The sequence below is a fragment of the Demetria terragena DSM 11295 genome (assembly GCF_000376825.1).
Classification (GTDB): Bacteria; Actinomycetota; Actinomycetes; order Actinomycetales; family Dermatophilaceae; genus Demetria; species Demetria terragena.
In genome coordinates this window covers 2269416-2285349 of the sequence record NZ_AQXW01000004.1, presented here as the reverse complement: position 1 = coordinate 2285349, position 15934 = coordinate 2269416, and the positions used below count along the sequence as shown (strand labels likewise).

The 15934-nt window shown below is 64.2% G+C and carries 14 protein-coding genes and 1 tRNA gene; 7 read left to right on the top strand and 8 right to left on the bottom strand.

The genetic code is table 11. From position 1 onward, the window contains the following. The first annotated feature begins 26 nt into the window (after positions 1–26). The gene (locus tag F562_RS0115285) at positions 27–581 is read left to right on the top strand and encodes a hypothetical protein (protein ID WP_018157845.1); all 555 of its coding nucleotides are present in this window, start codon (positions 27–29) and stop codon (positions 579–581) included. A 55-nt stretch (positions 582–636) separates the two neighbouring features. On the opposite strand, the gene F562_RS0115280 is transcribed toward F562_RS0115285, so the two are convergent. Beyond that, a tRNA-Ser gene (locus F562_RS0115280) sits at positions 637–726 on the bottom strand. Between the two features lie 221 nt (positions 727–947). Between F562_RS0115280 and F562_RS0115275 the strand changes: the two genes are divergently transcribed. Beyond that, the gene (locus F562_RS0115275) at positions 948–1223 is read left to right on the top strand and encodes an HU family DNA-binding protein (protein ID WP_018157844.1); all 276 of its coding nucleotides are present in this window, start codon (positions 948–950) and stop codon (positions 1221–1223) included. Between the two features lie 76 nt (positions 1224–1299). Here F562_RS0115275 and epsC read toward each other — a convergent pair whose 3' ends face one another. From epsC to F562_RS0115255, 4 genes are all read right to left on the bottom strand, one after another. Then, on the bottom strand, positions 1300–1923 hold the full coding sequence (gene epsC / locus F562_RS0115270) for a serine O-acetyltransferase EpsC (RefSeq protein ID WP_018157843.1): 624 nt from the start codon (positions 1921–1923) through the stop codon (positions 1300–1302). Next, positions 1923–2846, bottom strand: a complete 924-nt coding sequence (cysK, locus tag F562_RS0115265) for a cysteine synthase A (RefSeq protein ID WP_018157842.1) — start codon at positions 2844–2846, stop codon at positions 1923–1925. Before cysK ends, epsC begins: the two co-directional genes overlap by 1 nt. 377 nt (positions 2847–3223) lie before the next feature. Next, positions 3224–4156, bottom strand: a complete 933-nt coding sequence (locus tag F562_RS0115260; protein ID WP_018157841.1) for an aldo/keto reductase — start codon at positions 4154–4156, stop codon at positions 3224–3226. Positions 4157–4220: 64 nt separating this feature from the next. Continuing rightward, the gene (locus F562_RS0115255) at positions 4221–6302 is read right to left on the bottom strand and encodes an acyltransferase family protein (protein ID WP_083915573.1); all 2082 of its coding nucleotides are present in this window, start codon (positions 6300–6302) and stop codon (positions 4221–4223) included. Positions 6303–6402: 100 nt separating this feature from the next. Here F562_RS0115255 and F562_RS0115250 point away from each other — a divergent pair, with 100 nt between their 5' ends. The 5 genes from F562_RS0115250 (at position 6403) to F562_RS0115230 (ending at position 11656) form a co-directional block, all read left to right on the top strand. Beyond that, a complete protein-coding gene (locus F562_RS0115250) occupies positions 6403–8640 on the top strand; it encodes a (Fe-S)-binding protein (RefSeq protein ID WP_018157839.1) in 2238 nt (745 codons plus the stop codon). Positions 8641–8767: 127 nt separating this feature from the next. Beyond that, positions 8768–9328, top strand: a complete 561-nt coding sequence (locus F562_RS19520) for a peptidoglycan-binding domain-containing protein (protein ID WP_018157838.1) — start codon at positions 8768–8770, stop codon at positions 9326–9328. Between the two features lie 113 nt (positions 9329–9441). Further along, positions 9442–9738 carry a hypothetical protein gene (locus F562_RS0115240; protein ID WP_018157837.1) on the top strand — a complete coding sequence of 99 codons (297 nt, stop codon included), beginning with the start codon at positions 9442–9444 and terminating at the stop codon, positions 9736–9738. Next, positions 9732–10250: a hypothetical protein gene (locus F562_RS0115235; RefSeq protein ID WP_018157836.1), complete on the top strand. Its 519-nt coding sequence runs from the start codon at positions 9732–9734 to the stop codon at positions 10248–10250. The genes F562_RS0115240 and F562_RS0115235 overlap by 7 nt, the downstream gene beginning before the upstream one ends. After that, positions 10250–11656, top strand: coding sequence for a PGAP1-like alpha/beta domain-containing protein (locus F562_RS0115230; protein ID WP_018157835.1), 1407 nt, complete (start codon positions 10250–10252; stop codon positions 11654–11656). Before F562_RS0115235 ends, F562_RS0115230 begins: the two co-directional genes overlap by 1 nt. Positions 11657–11668: 12 nt before the next feature. Here the strand turns inward: F562_RS0115230 and F562_RS0115225 are convergent, their stop codons facing one another. From F562_RS0115225 to F562_RS0115215, 3 genes are read right to left on the bottom strand one after another with little or no spacing between them, the layout of a single operon-like run. Continuing rightward, on the bottom strand, positions 11669–13579 hold the full coding sequence (locus F562_RS0115225; RefSeq protein ID WP_018157834.1) for an ABC transporter ATP-binding protein: 1911 nt from the start codon (positions 13577–13579) through the stop codon (positions 11669–11671). Further along, positions 13576–15309, bottom strand: coding sequence for an ABC transporter ATP-binding protein (locus tag F562_RS0115220; RefSeq protein ID WP_018157833.1), 1734 nt, complete (start codon positions 15307–15309; stop codon positions 13576–13578). Before F562_RS0115220 ends, F562_RS0115225 begins: the two co-directional genes overlap by 4 nt. Continuing rightward, on the bottom strand, positions 15303–15908 hold the full coding sequence (locus F562_RS0115215) for a TetR/AcrR family transcriptional regulator (protein ID WP_018157832.1): 606 nt from the start codon (positions 15906–15908) through the stop codon (positions 15303–15305). Before F562_RS0115215 ends, F562_RS0115220 begins: the two co-directional genes overlap by 7 nt. Positions 15909–15934 lie beyond the last annotated feature (26 nt).

The following is a 15934-nucleotide window of genomic DNA, read 5'->3' as shown; positions in this document are numbered from 1 at the left end:
CGGGCTGACCCGAAGGTGGAACCTTCATGATGTCCGAACCGCAAGGCGTCACTCGCCGCGTGGTGACACGCACAACGTGGACCATCCCAGCGATGGTCGTGTTGCCGAAAGCACGCGCAGACGCCGCCTCGTGTCCACCCCTTCCATCGGTCGCGTTCCGCGGCGAGTGGTCTGACCCGAATCCCTCGGGCTTCGACACCTCTACCGGCTTCGTCGGCTTTGTCGGCGACACCTTTGGCGCATCGGCAGACGCTGACCCTGACGAGCTCTTCGCTTTCGCGCGAACCGAACTGGAGATCGCGCTCGAACCGGGCCGCAGCTATCAGATCAGTTTCCCGGTCTTGACCTGGACGACTGACTCGCCGCGGACCCTCACTGTCCAGCTGACAGACGGGTTCGGATCGGGTGCTCAGTCCACGACCTTCACCACGGAGCAGCCCAACCCTGGCACGCTCGTGCACGTCTTCGAGCCGGATGAGTTTGCCACCGCGACATTGGCCGTGACCGTCTCGCTGTCTTTTCTCGGGCCGCCAGCCGGTGATGACGTCCTGCTTGGATCTCCCACCCTCACCTGCGTGTAACGAAACGCCCTGAGGCGCGACACCATGACAACGATGTCGCGCCTCAGAGCAACAGCGGAGGGCGTGGGATTCGAACCCACGAAGCCGGGGCTACCGACTTAGCGGTTTTCAAGACCGCCGCACTAGGCCACTATGCGAGCCCTCCCGATCCCGCAGGACGGGACGGCGGACAGTCTACGACCCCATCGCATCCCCCCATGACTGACATCAGCACCACTCGCCTCATGCGTATCGGATCGGCACGACACACGGACACTCCGGGCCTGCAGAACGCGAGATTCCGCGTGATCTAGCGTAGTTTCGGCATAACGGGCCCGATTGTGGCTCGACATCTAGACCACGTACCCAAGGACAGGACACAAATCCATGAACCGCAGTGACCTCGCCAGCACCATCGCGCAGAAGACCGGTGTGAGCGTCAAGGACGCCAACACCGTCATCGGTGGACTCAACGACGTCATCCTCGAGGCCGTCGGCCGCGGTGAGAAGATCCAGCTGCCCGGACTGCTGACCATCGAGGTCGTGGACCGCGCTGCTCGTACTGGTCGTAACCCGCAGACCGGCGAAGAGATCAAGATTGCTGCATCCAAGGCCGCCAAGGTGACCGCAGGCAGCAAGCTCAAGGCCGCCGCCAAGGGCTGAGTACGCCATCTCGACAGCGGGAGCCCGCGCCACCATTGGGTGACGCGGGCTCCCGCATGTCGTGGCCAGGTTCAGCTCAGATGTAGATCGCCGGGTCGACGTAGCTGGGTGGCGCGTTCGTGCGCACGGTGGCCGGAATGCCAACGGCGCTGGAATTGGCTGGCACATCCTTCACCACCACGGCGTTGGCGCCGATCTGCGAGCCAGCACCGATGAGCACCGGCCCGAGGATGCGAGCGCCTGCACCGACGGTCACGCCGTTGGCGAGGGTGGGGTGCCGCTTGATCTTGGCCAGGGATCGACCGCCCAGCGTGACCCCGTGATAGAGCATGACGTCGTCGCCCACTTCGGCGGTCGCGCCGATGACGACCCCCATACCGTGGTCGATGAAAAAACGGTCACCGATCTGTGCAGCCGGGTGAATTTCGACGCCGGTCGCCGCTCGAGTTACGTGTGCGACGAGCCGCGCTGGAAGGCGCCACTTGTCTCCGCGTTCCCACATGGTGTGCGCCACCCGGTAGGACCAGATCGCGTGCAACCCCGGTGAGGTCAGGACCGTCTCCAGCCGGGACTCCGCGGCCGGGTCACGCTCCATTGCCGCGTCGACGTCCTCGCGTACTCGCGCGCGCGCTCGACTGACGCCCGACGCGAGACGCGAGCCACGCCCCGGCGCCGAGCGCAGCGCCCCGGCCATGACCATTAGTCGACCAGACCCTCAAACAATGGCGTCGAGAGGTACCGCTCGCCAAAGCTGGGGATGATGACCACGATGGTCTTGCCAGCGTTCTCGGGACGCGCCGCGACCTGAGCCGCCGCGGACAGCGCCGCGCCAGAGGAGATACCGACCAGCAAGCCCTCCTGGGTGGCAGCTTTGCGCGCCCACTCGATCGCGGTGTCGAAGTTGACGTCGATGACCTCGTCGTAGACCTCGCGGTTGAGGATCTCGGGGACGAAGTTGGCGCCAATACCCTGGATCTTGTGCGGGCCAGGCTGTCCGCCATTGAGGATCGGGGACTCTTCTGGCTCGACCGCGACAATCTGCACACCCGGCTTGCGCTCCTTGAGCACCTCGCCGACGCCGGTGATGGTGCCACCGGTGCCGATGCCAGCGACGACGATGTCGACCTTGCCGTCGGTGTCATTCCAGATCTCTTCGGCGGTCGTCTTGCGGTGCACCGCCGGGTTGGCCTCGTTCGCGAACTGGCGCGCCAGCACCGCCCCGTCCGCGGCGAGCTCCTCGGCCTTGGCGACCGCGCCCTTCATGCCTTCGGAACCGGGCGTCAGGACCAGCTCTGCGCCGTATGCCCGCAGCAGCGCGCGACGCTCCTTGCTCATCGTCTCCGGCATCGCGAGGACCACCTTGTAGCCCTTCGCCGCACCGACCATCGCCAGGGCGATTCCGGTGTTGCCGGAGGTCGCCTCGACGATCGTGCCGCCGGGCTTCAACTGGCCGGATTCCTCCGCGGCCTCAATGATGGCCTTGCCGATACGGTCCTTGACCGAGGCGGCGGGGTTGTTGAACTCCAGCTTGGCGGCGACTGTCGCCTCGCTGTCAATGATGCGGTTGATCCGCACCAAGGGAGTTCCACCGATGGCCTGGGTGACGTCGTCGAGGATGGGCACGTCTTCTCCTTTACGTTGAGTCCGGGCCCACGACGAGCCCTGTTGATAGTTTATACAAATCCCAACATAACGTTATTCCCCGTCCGCATCCCAAGCGGCGGCCTCTCCTCCGTACGCCGGTCGAGCCGGGGAAGCGAGCGCCGGCCTTCCCCACGCCGGTCGAGCCGGCGAGCGCCCAGCGCGAGCCGCCCTTTCCACACGCCGGTCGAGCCGGCGAGCGCCCAGCGCGAGCCGCGTCGAGACCCGGTCAGTGGTCTCGACAAGCTCGACCGGCGTTAAGTGGGTGCTCGATCGGCGTTAAGTGGGCGCTCGACCGGCGTTAAGTGGGTGCTCGACCGGCGTTAAGTGGGTGCTCGACCGGCGCGAGCGGCGCCGGGTCAGGCGGCGTCGTCCAGGCGAGCACGCTGTTCGGGCGTCAATTCCAGTCGTACGCCGGCGACAGCTTCTTCGAGCTGCTCGACCTTGCTGCCCCCCAGGATGGGGACCATGCGGGTGGCGCCACCGGCGAGCCATGCCAGCACCACCTGACCCTGCTTGACGCCATGGGCGCGAGCGACCTCGCCGAGCGCCGCGAGCCGACTGGTGTTGCCCTCGTGGCGGTAGGCGGGGGTGAAGTCGCGGTCATTGCGGTCGTACGCACCCAGGAGCAGCGCGGTGTATACCCACAGATCGAGGTCCCCGGCACGCTCGACGTAGTCCAGGGTCTCTGGCGTGACCATGCCAAAGCGCCAGTCCTGGCCTTCAATCACGGCGCCTGGGCGCGGCTGCAGGTAGGAGTGGCGCAGTTGGAGGCCCACAAACGGCGGCAGATCAGCCTGCAGTGCGGCGTTGCGGGCCCGTTCGACCGCCCAGGTCGGGTTGTTGCAGATGGCGACTTCGCCGACGAGCCCGTCGCGAACCAGTTCGCCGAAGGTCACCCCAACTTCCTCGATTGGCACCGTCAGGTCCTCGGAGTGCGCCCAGAACCGATCGATCCGTGCTCCGCCCAGGCGCTCGACGCTCTTCTCCAAACCCGCGCGTACGGCATCACGGCTGAGCCCTTCGACAGCACCGCCAGCTTCAAGTGGCTGGACACCCACCTTGGTGCTGATCTTCACGTCAGCCCCCGGGTTGGCTTTGAGCCACCGCCCGATGACTTCCTCGCTCTGGCCGCCAATGCCCGAAGGGTCAGTCCAGAACGAATAGCAGTTAGCGGTGTCAATCCACTGGCCGCCTTCCTCGACGAACCGGTCGAGGAGAGCAAACGAGGCGCGGTCGTCCAACCGAGTGCCGAAGTACATCGCGCCGAGCGCGAGTGGAGTGGAAGTCATGCGCGCCAGCCTTGGCCCCCTCGACCAGAGTGTCAATTCGCCTTTGCGGACGGGTGATAGGACGTCATCGCGTGCTGGCACGGAGTTTTTCGGCGAGGGCCGGGCCAAGGGTGGCGGCGAACGTCTTCGAGACATGGCCGGGGTTAAAGAACACCGGCACCGAGCCGATCACCGACGGGCACCGATCCTGAAGGCAGTACAGGTCCTCGACTGACAGGTACTTGACGCCCTTTTGCCCTTGAGCGGCCCCACGGAGCGTCGCATCGTCGGGAAAAGCCGCCCGGCGAGTCATGCTGCACTTCTGCGCCGCGTCCACGCCCTCGTTGGACACGCAGTCCAAGACGCCCTGATCGGCTGGTGGCACGTCCTGAACCACGACCACCTTCTTGCCAGCAGCAGTGAACTTCGACCACGCGCCACGAAGCCCCCGCTCGGTTGTTGCCCGCGACGAAGCGTCAGTCGACGCCACCGGTGCGTCCCTGCGGGTCACGATGACGGTATCGATCGAGGGATCGGCAGCGACCTGCGCCATGGCCTTCTTCCGCCACGTCTCGCAGGCCCTGACATCACGGTCGACGACGGCGATGCGCGTGGTGCTGGGATAGCAGCCCGCCTTTCCCGCGACCTCAAACTTCCAGTTCAGCGTCCTCGCCGCCTTCTCGTAGGCCGGGATCAGCGAGTTGTTGTGCGAGTCGCCTATCGCGATCACGCGCTGAACTGGCTTGGGCGGGTTGCTCACAATGCAGCGTTTGAAGGTCGCGTCCCCTTGGCTGGCCCAGCATGCCGCGCGGTTGCCGTCGTCCTTGCGCAGCAGCGAAAGACTCGGAGTCAGCGCGGTCGGCTTGGGGCAATCTTCGCGACCGAGCGCTGGCGCTCCGAAACACGACTCCGCTGACGAATCGGATGGGATTCGATCCATTGCCTGCCGCAGTTCCTCCTCCGATGAGGCCGAGCGTTGCTGCACGAGCGCGAGACTGGAGCACGAAACCACCAGAACTGCGGTCATGCCCACTGCGACCGCTGCACCGCTTGGGGTCTTCCAACGAGCCGTTCCACGAGCTCGGAACGGTGCCTCGACGAAACGCAGACTGAGGTAACCCAGCACTAGCGAGGCGGCGAGAATCACGACCCGCGGGAAGAGGCCAAGGTCGCGCCCAAGGGCGTACGGCGCGATGACGAAGATCGGCCAGTGCCACAAGTAGATCGAGTACGACGCGTCGCCAATGACTTGCACTGGCCGCCATTCGGCAATGCTGGTGAAAAGCCGCTCGTGCCTGGTGACGGCCAAGGCGAGAGCGGCTCCCGCGGTGGGCAGGACCGCGGCGTACCCGGGGAATGCGGTGTCAGCGCTGTACGTGAGGGCCGAGACCGTGATGGCAGCAACGCCGACCCAGGCCAAGGCGGGGTGCATCCGGCCGAGGTGATGTGGTCGGGCAAAGGCAACCAGCGCACCGAGACCGAACTCCCAGGCGCGGGTGGTGGTGACGAAGTAGGCGGCGTCGGCGTTGGTGGCGGTCAGGTAAATCGACCAGCAGAGGGACGCTGCGGTAATGCCGGACAGCGCGACCAAAAACCAGGTACGCCACTTCGCTGCGGCGACCGCGAGGACGGCAACCAGAACAACCGGAAGAACCAGGTAGAACTGCTCTTCGATCGACAGCGACCAGAAGTGTTGGAAGGCGGTCGGTGGCTCACTCGAGGACAGGTAATCCGTCGAGGTGGCGGACAGAACCCAGTTCTGCACATAGAAACCGGAACCGAGCGCCTGTTGGGCATAGCGGTTCCATTGGTCCTCACCGACCCAGATCAACGCGGCGATCATCGTCAGAGCGATCACCAGCAGCGACGCCGGCAACAGCCGGAAGGCGCGCCGAGTCCAGAATTGAACCAGCGAGATCGTGCCCTTGCGCTCGGCATCGCGCAGCAGGTGGCCGGTGATCAGGAATCCGCTGATCACAAAGAACACGTCCACACCGACGAACCCGCCGCGCAACGCTCCGGGCCATAGGTGGTAGAGCACCACCAGCATGACCGCGAGCGCTCGAAGCGCCTGAATATCCGTCCGCAGGCCCGAAGGTACCGGCTTCGACGCGGCGCTTACGGCGCGCGCGGGTGCTTGTGGGTCACGTGAGGAAGAATTCGCCATGTCGCAGCAGAGCCTAAATGCTGCGACGGTGCAGGTGCCGATCCATGATCAATTCCCCTGCTGTTGTTACCAATTAGTAGCGGCTGGCTAGACTGCGCCCATGTCGGCACTCCAGATCGTCTGCGCGATCATCGCTCTCGGCATCACCGCAGTGGGCACTGCCCTCCTGGTCCGCGCGGTACGCCGAATCCTCGCCACCTTGCACGTCGGCGCCCCCGAAGCCCGCGGCGACCGCAAGGTCCAGCGAACCCTCACCTTGCTCCGGGAATTTCTTGGGCATACCCGCATGTCGCGGATTCGTATCGTGTCGGCCGCGCACTGGGTCACCATGGTCGGGTTCGGGTTCCTGTTCCTTACCCTGGTCACCGCGTTCGGGCAGATCTTTAACCCGCACTTCGCGATCCCGCTGATCGGGCATTTCCCGGTCTATGAGTGGGCCACCGACATCCTGGTCATCACCGGTCTCGTCGGGATCGTGACCCTCATGGTCGTGCGCCGCAAGAAGCACCCCGCTAAAGAGGGGCGTACGTCCCGCTTCTACGGCTCCACCTTCTGGCAGGCCTACTACGTCGAGTTGACGATCCTCGGGGTCATGTTGTGCATCCTCGCGCTCAGGGGGTTGGAGTACGCCCTTCAGTCCACGGAGGGCGAGGTCAACGCGATCGCCCATTACCCGCTGACTTTCCCTGTCGGCGAGGCGTTCGGTGGGATGTCGGCTCAGTCACTCGAACAATTCATCGTGGTGGTCGCCACGCTCAAGATCGTCATCTCCTTCGCGTGGATGATCACGATCTCGTTGAACACCACGATGGGTGTCGCCTGGCACCGCTTTTTGGCGTTCTTCAATATCTTCTTCAAGCGCTACGCCGACGGCGCCACCTCGCTCGGCCCACTGCAGCCGATGCGCGGCCCGGACGGCAAGAACATCGACTTCGAGAACCTCGATGAGTTGATGGAGGACGAAGACTCCGAGCTAGCGCTGGGGGTCGGGTCCGTGGAACAGTTCACCTGGAAGGGTCTGCTCGACTTCTCCACCTGCACCGAGTGCGGTCGATGCCAGAGCCAATGCCCGGCCTGGAACACCGAGAAGCCGCTCTCCCCCAAACTGCTCATGATGAGCCTGCGCGATCATGCGCATGCCAAGGCGCCATACCTGCAGGCCTCGACCGGCGAGAGTCCGACCGGCGTTTCGTTGCTCGAGGCCCCACTCGTGGGCACCACCGGCTACGACCTCGACAACCCGCTGACGGCGTACGACCCCATCGGCCTGGCGCAGGCCGGGGCCATCGTCGACGAAGACGTGCTGTGGTCCTGCACCACGTGTGGCGCGTGCGTCGAGCAATGCCCCGTCGACATCGAACACGTCGACCACATCGTCGACATGCGCCGTCACCAGGTGCTGCTGGAATCAGCCTTCCCGAGCGAGCTCGGCGGCCTGTTCAAGAACCTTGAGAACAAACAAAACCCCTGGGGCATGTCAGCCCGGGCCCGCATGGACTGGGCCAAGGGACTTCCGTTCGAAATCAAGGTGATTGGGTCCGATGTCGAGTCCGCAACCGACGTCGAATGGCTGTTCTGGGTCGGGTGCGCAGGGGCCTATGAGGACCGCGCCAAGAAGACGACCCGTGCCGTGGCCGAGCTGCTGCACATGGCCGGCGTGGAGTTCGCGGTGCTGGGCGATGGGGAGTCCTGCACCGGTGCCTCCGCTCGACGCGCCGGCAACGAGATGCTCTTCCAGATGCTCGCCCAGCAGAACATCGAAACACTCAGTGAGGCGTCGGCTTCCAAGATCGTCGTGACCTGCGCCCACTGCTTCAACACCATCAAGAACGAATACCCCCAGCTCGGCGGCAACTATGAGGTGGTGCACCACACGCAGTTGCTGAACCGTCTCGTCCGGGAGAAGAAGCTGACACCGGTGGCCCGCCCGGATGAAGCCGACACCTCCGGCGCCGCGTCCACCGGCGCGAGCGTGACGTACCACGACCCGTGTTATCTCGGACGCCACAACGGCGTGTATGCCCCGCCCCGCGAGCTCATCGGCGCTCTGCCCGGTGTGGAATACAAAGAGATGAAGCGCTCCGGAGAGACCTCGTTCTGCTGTGGCGCTGGCGGCGCGCGCATGTGGATGGAAGAAAAGCTCGGATCGCGCATCAACCTCAACCGCACCACCGAGGCCGTCGAGACTGGCGCCGACCGCATTGCGATTGGCTGCCCGTTCTGCCGGGTCATGATGACCGACGGTCTGACCGCCAAGCAGTCTGACGGCGAGGCACGCGAAGACGTCGAGGTCGTCGACGTCGCCAACATGTTGCTGGCGGCGGTTAAGCGCACCTGAGGTGCGGACTATGTGAGTTTCTACCGCCCGTGATGCAACCAGATTGACCCGGTCGGCGTCCTCATACCAAGACCAAAGGCGGGGGCCTTTGGCTTGGGTGCCCGAAAGGGCGGAATGGGGAATCACGATGGAAGACTTTTCACGTCGCGCTATTTTGGGCGGCTCGATCGCCAGCGTTGCCGTGCTCGGGTTGGGAGTTGGTCGAAGCGCGGCGGCAAGTTCTGGCAAATGGACCGTTCCTGCACTGCGCTATGGAATGACCAACGGGACTAAGCGTCCGGTGACCACGGCGCAGTACCTCCTTCGGAAATGGACGCCTAGCCTCGCAGTGGACGGGTCCTTCGGTCCGGGCACCAGGGCAGCTGTCAAAACCTTCCAGGTGCGTGAAGGTCTGCCCGCCACGGGTGCATTGGACACGATGCGGAGCTGGGATCGGATCCTGCTCCGAAGCACCGCCACCATCGGCGGAAAGGGAAACACTGTCATTGCCCTGCAGCGAGAACTCAACGCGTCGGGCCAGGCCAGCAAGGTCGAGGTCGACGGAATGTTTGGTCCACGCACCCAGGATTCGGTGCTGTCGTACCAGCGGCACGTCAATCATCTCGCCGGGGCAGAGGTCGTGCCTGAAGACGGGTTCTGTGGCCCGGCAACATGGACTGAGTTGATTCGGCTCGACACCAAGCCCTGACTCCTCCAGGAACAGCGCGACCATCTGTCGCGCTGTTCCTGTGGGGCGCGGTCTATCCACAGGGCGATCTGGCACGGCTGCGGCCCTCCCCTTCTGTGGGTCACCATCCGGTCATGACAGATGACCCCGAACAGATTCGGACCGCCGGTCGGCGCGCCCGGCGCCTCGCTTACGAAACCCGGGCCGAAGCGTCCGCCCTCACCGCCGCCCATGGCGTGCAGTGGCGCAGCGCCTCGGCTGAATTGTTTCGGCAACGCTTACGCGACCGCGGCCAAGAACTGACCAGGTGCGCGGAGGACCTTGACGAACTTGATCGGCTGCTACAACACCACGCTCGCGCCGTGGAGTCGCGTGAGCGAGCGCTGAAGAAGGCCGTGGAAATCACCCGCGAGGTCGCGCTGCCATGGTGACGAGCGTCGTGCACCGCGCCATCGATCCAGCTTCCAATGATCCGACCGTTCTCGAGCTTTGCAACTCCCCCGGCCCGCGCATCCTCCTGACGTCGTGGCAAGGACCTGATCGGGTCGCGGCGGTGGCGAGTGTCAGCCCAAGCGGGGAGTACGCACTCCTGGCCACCTTCATCCACAACGACGTCGTGCGCGCACACGGATTGTCCACCGGCCCAGTCGAATTCATGATCGACGAACTTCTTCGCATGGTTCCCGGCGCTGGCGCCAAACCTCGCGACAGTCAGGTCGACCCGACCGCTCCACTCGCCCAGGCAACGGGCGGCATGACGATGACGGTCCGGCACGGGTCTGGGGATCCCGCAGCACCCCGCGGAGCGATCGCCACTCCCACAGGCTGGCACGTGGTGGCCATTGACAGCCAGGAACGCGTCATATCTGTTCCGTTACCTACCAACGGAATTCGTGAACTCTTCATAGATGCCGCCACGGCGCTAGCGGACTGGATCGCCTGATGGATGCACCACTTGACGGCCCTGTAGTCACCGGCGGGACCACGTCCGTCGACGCCTCTTTGCAGGACATGCGCTCCCATGCCGGCCGCATCGATCGCAGTGGAGATGAGGTGCGGCGCATCGTTCGCGCGGTGACCGACTTGGGCGTAGCTCTGCCACCGACCAGCCTGGCGATGTCACCCGCGACAGGCGCTGCGGTCACCTCGCACCTCGCGATGCTCGTACTGGGTCGACACGGCCTAACCGGCCTTGCCGTTCGACTGGAGGTGCTGGCGCGCGGACTCCGTCTGACTGCGGGCGCGTACGAGCACGCTGATCAGGTGGCGCGAGCGACCCTGGAGAGGGTTCAGATTCCCGTCGGTGTCGCCATCACGGTCGCGGTCGTGGCGCGTGAAGCGGGCCAGGCCGCGGCTGGCACCGCACTGGCTCAGCCAACGTCCGTGGACACCGCCATGGGGGAGTTGAAGGATCGCTTCGTCGATGGCCTGGGCACATCCGTCTACGCCAATCCTGACCTCACGAATCTCGCCGTGTCGGGCGCGCGACGATACGTACCCGGCGAGGAGTTCGAGCAGGAGATCGCCTTCCTGCTCATGACCGGTCGAGCGCTCGGCGCCTTCGACCACCACCGCACGCTCACCGTACGAAGCCTTCCTCCGCGCGCCGACACCCCAGTTCGCGACCTCAGCGGATTAATGAAGGCCCAAAAGGAAGTCCTGTCCACACCGGCGGAAACTGACCGCGGGACCCGCGTCCGCGCGCAGCGCGTGCTCGGGCCTGACGGGGTCCATCGCTGGATCGTGAGCGTCCCTGGCACCCAAGACTGGAGCCCCCTATCGCCGGCCAACCCCAGTGACCTCGGCTCCAACCTGGCCGCGTTGGCTGGAAAATCCAACCCGCTCTACCCCGCGATTGCAGAGTCCCTGGAGCTCGCCATGCGCCAGGCAGGCGTACGCCCTGGGTCCGAGCCGGTCATGCTCGCCGGCCACAGTCAGGGTGGGCTCGTCGCCACCAGGCTTGCCGCGGACTCGGCCTTCCGCCGCCGCTTCAACGTCACCAGTGTGGTCACGGCTGGGGCGCCTACCGGCCGAATCGCCGTACCCCGCGACATTTCCGTGCTATCACTCGAACACCGCCAAGACGTCGTACCGCGCCTCGATGCTCGCAACGCCGTCGATCGCAGCAACGTGGTACGTGTGGTGCTGGATGACTCGCCCGCACCTGGGCGCCAAGGCTCGGTGGCGAGCGCGCATCACCCATTGACGTATGCCCGCAGCGCCCAAGCACATCTTGACCCCGACGCGCCGCTCGATCCGCAATTGCGCCAGTGGTATTCGAACCACGACGACTTTCTCAACGGAACCGCGGCCACGTCCTATGAGTCGCTGATTAGACGCCCACCGTGAGTTAGTTGAGGACTAATGCGCGGCGGTTTCCTCATCCAGTTCAACCGCCGCGCCGAGGAACTGTGCCTGATAGAGCCGGTAGTACGCTCCTTCGGCACGGATGAGCTCATCATGGGTGCCCTGTTCGACAATCCCGCCGTCTTCCATCACCAGGATCAGATTGGCGTCCCGAATGGTCGAGAGTCGGTGCGCGATGACGAAACTCGTCCGATCCGATCGGAGTGCGGCCATAGCCTCCTGCAGGAGCAACTCGGTCCGGGTGTCGACCGACGAGGTGGCCTCGTCCAAAACCAACATCGCCGGGTCGGCCACGAAGGCCCGCGCGATCGTCACCAGTTGACGTTCGCCCGAACTGAGGTTGCTCGCCTCCTCGTCAACCACCGTGTCATAGCCCTCAGGAAGGCTGTGGACGAATCGGTCGACAAAGGTCGCCTCGGCGGCCTGCTGAATCTGCTCCGGGGTCGCGTCCGGGTTGCCGTACGCGATGTTCTCGCGGATCGTGCCCTCGAACAGCCACGCATCCTGAAGCACCATGCCGATACGCGAGCGCAGTTCGTGACGCGGAACAGCCGCAATATCGACTCCATCCAACGTGATTCGACCGCGGTCGAGTTCATAGAAGCGCATCAAGAGGTTGACCAGGGTGGTCTTTCCAGCACCGGTAGGCCCCACGATCGCAACCGTCTGGCCTGGCTCGGCGACGAGGTCGAGGCCATTGATGAGCGGCGTCTCGCCGTACCCGAAGGCGACGTCCTCGAAGGCCACCCGGCCGCGTGTCGGTGAGGACAAGGAATCCTGCTTCTCCGGCTCCTGCTCGGGCGCATCCAGAACCTCGAAAACCCTTTCAGCAGAGGCAACTCCGGACTGCAAGAGGTTGGTCATCGACGCGACCTGGGACAACGGCTGAGTGAACTGGCGGGAGTACTGCACGAAGGCAGTCACCCCACCCAAGGTCATCTGACCGTTGACCACTCGAACAGCGCCTACGACGGCCACGACGACGTAGAGCAAGTTCCCGACGAACATCATGATCGGCATCATCAAGCCAGAGATGAACTGCGCCTTGTAACTCACCTGCATGAGCTCAGCGTTGGTCTCGTCGAAGCGTTCGCGAACCTCCTTGCCACGTCCGAACACGGTCACTAACTCATGCCCGGTAAAGGACTCCTCGATCTGCGCGTTGAGGGCACCGGTACTCGTCCATTGCTGCACAAAGAGCTTCTGGCTGCGCTTCATGACCTGCTGGGTAATCAACAGGGCGACCGGGATCGAGACCAGGACCACGACGGTGAGCATCGGTGAGATGGTCAGCATCATCACCAGCACACCGATGACCGTCAGCAAGGACACCAACAGTTGGCTCAACGTCTGGGTCAGGGACTGCGCAATGTTGTCGACGTCGTTCGTGACGCGCGAGAGCAACTCACCACGAGGCCGACCATCGAGGTATGACAACGGAACTCGATGAATCTTGGCTTCGATATCGGATCGCAGTTTGCGGATGGTGGCCTGGACTGCGGCGTTCAAGATCCACGCCTGGATGAACTGTGCGAGCGCAGCGATGAGGTATAGCCCCAGCACCATCAGGAGTAGACGCCCGACAACCCCAAAGTCGACGCCTTCCCCGGGGACGAGGTCCATCTGCGACACCATGTCGGCAAGCTTTATGTCCCCACTCGCCCGGAGACCGTCGATGGCGGAATCCTTGGTTTGACCCGCGGGAAGCGCCTGGGAGACCGACCCGGAGAACACCGCGTCGATCGCGTCGCCAAGGATCTTTGGCGCGAGCACGTTGAGCACGACCGACATCACGCTCAAGATCAAAACCAGAATCAGTCGAGCTCGCTGCGGTCGCATCAAGGACAGCAACCGCTTCGCTGACGGCAGGAACTGCGCGGACTTCTCTACGGGAGGAGCACTCATGCCGACACCCCCGTTCCACTCTGTGAGGCGACAATCTCTTGGTAGGTCTGGCAGGTCTCCAGCAACTCCTGGTGGGTCCCGGAGCCCACGACCAAGCCGTCGTCGAGCACCAAGATTTGGTCGGCGTCCCTGATACTCGACGCTCGCTGACCGACAACCACCACCGTGGCGTCCCGCGTGATGGGCTTCAGCGCCGCGCGAAGGCGGACATCGGTCGCCATGTCGAGCGCCGAGAAGGAGTCATCCAGCAGATAAATCTTCGGGCGCGCGACAATCGCCCGGGCAATGCAGAGACGCTGACGCTGACCACCACTCACATTCGTCCCGCCCTGACTGATCGGCGCCTCCAGGCCGCCGTCCATAGCCGAGACGAATTCACGCGCCTGGGCAACCTCCAGCGCCTCCCACAGTTCCTCGTCCGTGGCGTCCGGGCGGCCGTACCGCAGATTGCTGGCCACCGTTCCCGAGAAGAGGTAGGGCTTCTGGGGGACGATCCCGATGTGTCCCCACAGCACGTCGGGTCGCACCTCGCGCACGTCGACACCGTCCACCAGGACCTGCCCTTCGGTCGCATCAAAAAGACGCGCCACCAGCGACAGCAAGGTCGTCTTGCCCGCTCCGGTCGACCCGATCACGGCCACCATCTGGCCGGGCTCGGCGTGCAGATTGACGTTCCGCAGCACGGGAGATTCGGCTCCGGGATATCTCATTCCCGCATCCACCAGATCGAGGACCCCGGTGATCGTCTCCAACCCTGCGGGTTCATCCGCAGGACGTACGGACGGCTCTGTATCAAGAACCTCTCTAATGCGTTCAGCAGCCACCGAGGCACGCGGCACCATCATGAACATGAAGGTCGCCATCATGACCGCCATCAGAATTTGGATGAGGTAGGTCATGTAGGCGGTGAGCGCCCCAATCTCCATGTCGCCCGCGGCCACCCGGTGTCCACCGAACCAGACCACGGCAACCGTGGAGACGTTCATCACGATCATCACGATGGGGAACATGGCACCCATCAGTCGCCCCATCCGGATTGCTGCCTCGGTGAGGTCGTCGTTAGCGCCCGCAAACCGTTGCTGCTCTTGAGGTTCCCTTACAAAGGCGCGTACGACCCGCAGGCCCATCAACTGCTCGCGCAGCACGCGGTTCACCGCGTCGAGACGAGTCTGCTGGCGACGCGACCACGGCACCATCTTGCGGATGACCAAACCGATGGAGACGGCAAGCAGTGGCACGGCAACAACCATGAGCCAGGACAACCCCACGTCCTCACGCAGCGCCATGATCACTCCACCGATCATCATGATCGGAGCCATGATCATGAGCGTGCAGCTCATGAGCACGAGCATCTGGACCTGCTGCACGTCATTGGTGCCGCGGGTGATGAGCGACGGGGTTCCAATCTGGTTGAACTCCCGTGAGGAGAATCGCCCGACGCGAGCGAAGATCGCGCCTCGGACATCCCGACCAAAGCCCATCGCCGTACGCGCGCCGGTAAAGGCAGCGGCCGACGCCGCCACGATCTGCACCAAGCTGACCAGCAGCATCACGCCGCCGACCTTCCAGATGTGGTCGACGTCGGCCTTTGCCAGTCCGTTGTCGATCAGGTCAGCGTTGAGGCTGGGCAGGTAGAGGTTGGTGATCACGCTGATCAATTGGAGCCCCACGAGCAACCACAACCACGAGGAGTATGCCCGAAGGAACTCGCGGATCAATCTGATCAGCATCCGGTGACTCCTGGTTCAATCAATAGGCCATCGAGCAGCACACTCGTGATTTCTGCTGGCGTCAAAGGGTTTTCGTCCGTCAACTCTGGGTGACTCCCGGAGAACGTGAGGAGCCGGGCATACTTCAGAACTTCCTCGGGCGTGACTCGCAGCGCCTCAGCGTCGGGCCGGATCACGTCCGTGAGACGTTGCGTGATGTCACGAACCTGCGTCTGGGAGGCGTTCGGATGTTCATCTGGCGGTGAGGTCAACCCCAGCGCAGCCATGACGTCAAAGACCTCGCGAAACCGGTCCTGGACCGCCGCCACCAATGCTTCGAGTCTTGGTCGAAGCGTGAGGTCCGGGTCGATCGCGGCTACTTGCTCCGCGAACGGCTCGGGGTCGAAGGCCTGCGCGATCGCCGCGTCGATCAACTCTTCCTTGGTGTCGAACACTCGGAAGATCGTGCCCTCCGCGACCCCAGCTGCGGCGGCGATCTGACGGGTAGACGGCGAGGTTCGTAATTCCAAGATCGCGCGCAACGTCGCCTCGATCAGAGCCTGACGCCGCTCTCCCGGGGCAAGCGCAGGGGCACGTGAAGGTGTCGACGCTGGAGGCATCCCTCCAGCCTAAGTGAGTGAGCGCT

Excerpts from the sequence above, each read along its gene's own strand:
- F562_RS0115235 (WP_018157836.1), top strand. The coding sequence starts at position 9,732 with ATGGTGACGAGCGTCGTGCACCGCGCCATCGATCCAGCTTCCAATGAT.
- F562_RS19520 (WP_018157838.1), top strand. The coding sequence starts at position 8,768 with ATGGAAGACTTTTCACGTCGCGCTATTTTGGGCGGCTCGATCGCCAGC.
- F562_RS0115225 (WP_018157834.1), bottom strand. The coding sequence starts at position 13,579 with ATGAGTGCTCCTCCCGTAGAGAAGTCCGCGCAGTTCCTGCCGTCAGCG.
- F562_RS0115285 (WP_018157845.1), top strand. The coding sequence starts at position 27 with ATGATGTCCGAACCGCAAGGCGTCACTCGCCGCGTGGTGACACGCACA.
- F562_RS0115250 (WP_018157839.1), top strand. The coding sequence starts at position 6,403 with ATGTCGGCACTCCAGATCGTCTGCGCGATCATCGCTCTCGGCATCACC.
- F562_RS0115275 (WP_018157844.1), top strand. The coding sequence starts at position 948 with ATGAACCGCAGTGACCTCGCCAGCACCATCGCGCAGAAGACCGGTGTG.
- F562_RS0115240 (WP_018157837.1), top strand. The coding sequence starts at position 9,442 with ATGACAGATGACCCCGAACAGATTCGGACCGCCGGTCGGCGCGCCCGG.
- F562_RS0115260 (WP_018157841.1), bottom strand. The coding sequence starts at position 4,156 with ATGACTTCCACTCCACTCGCGCTCGGCGCGATGTACTTCGGCACTCGG.
- F562_RS0115230 (WP_018157835.1), top strand. The coding sequence starts at position 10,250 with ATGGATGCACCACTTGACGGCCCTGTAGTCACCGGCGGGACCACGTCC.
- epsC (WP_018157843.1), bottom strand. The coding sequence starts at position 1,923 with ATGGTCATGGCCGGGGCGCTGCGCTCGGCGCCGGGGCGTGGCTCGCGT.
- F562_RS0115255 (WP_083915573.1), bottom strand. The coding sequence starts at position 6,302 with ATGGCGAATTCTTCCTCACGTGACCCACAAGCACCCGCGCGCGCCGTA.
- F562_RS0115215 (WP_018157832.1), bottom strand. The coding sequence starts at position 15,908 with ATGCCTCCAGCGTCGACACCTTCACGTGCCCCTGCGCTTGCCCCGGGA.
- F562_RS0115220 (WP_018157833.1), bottom strand. The coding sequence starts at position 15,309 with ATGCTGATCAGATTGATCCGCGAGTTCCTTCGGGCATACTCCTCGTGG.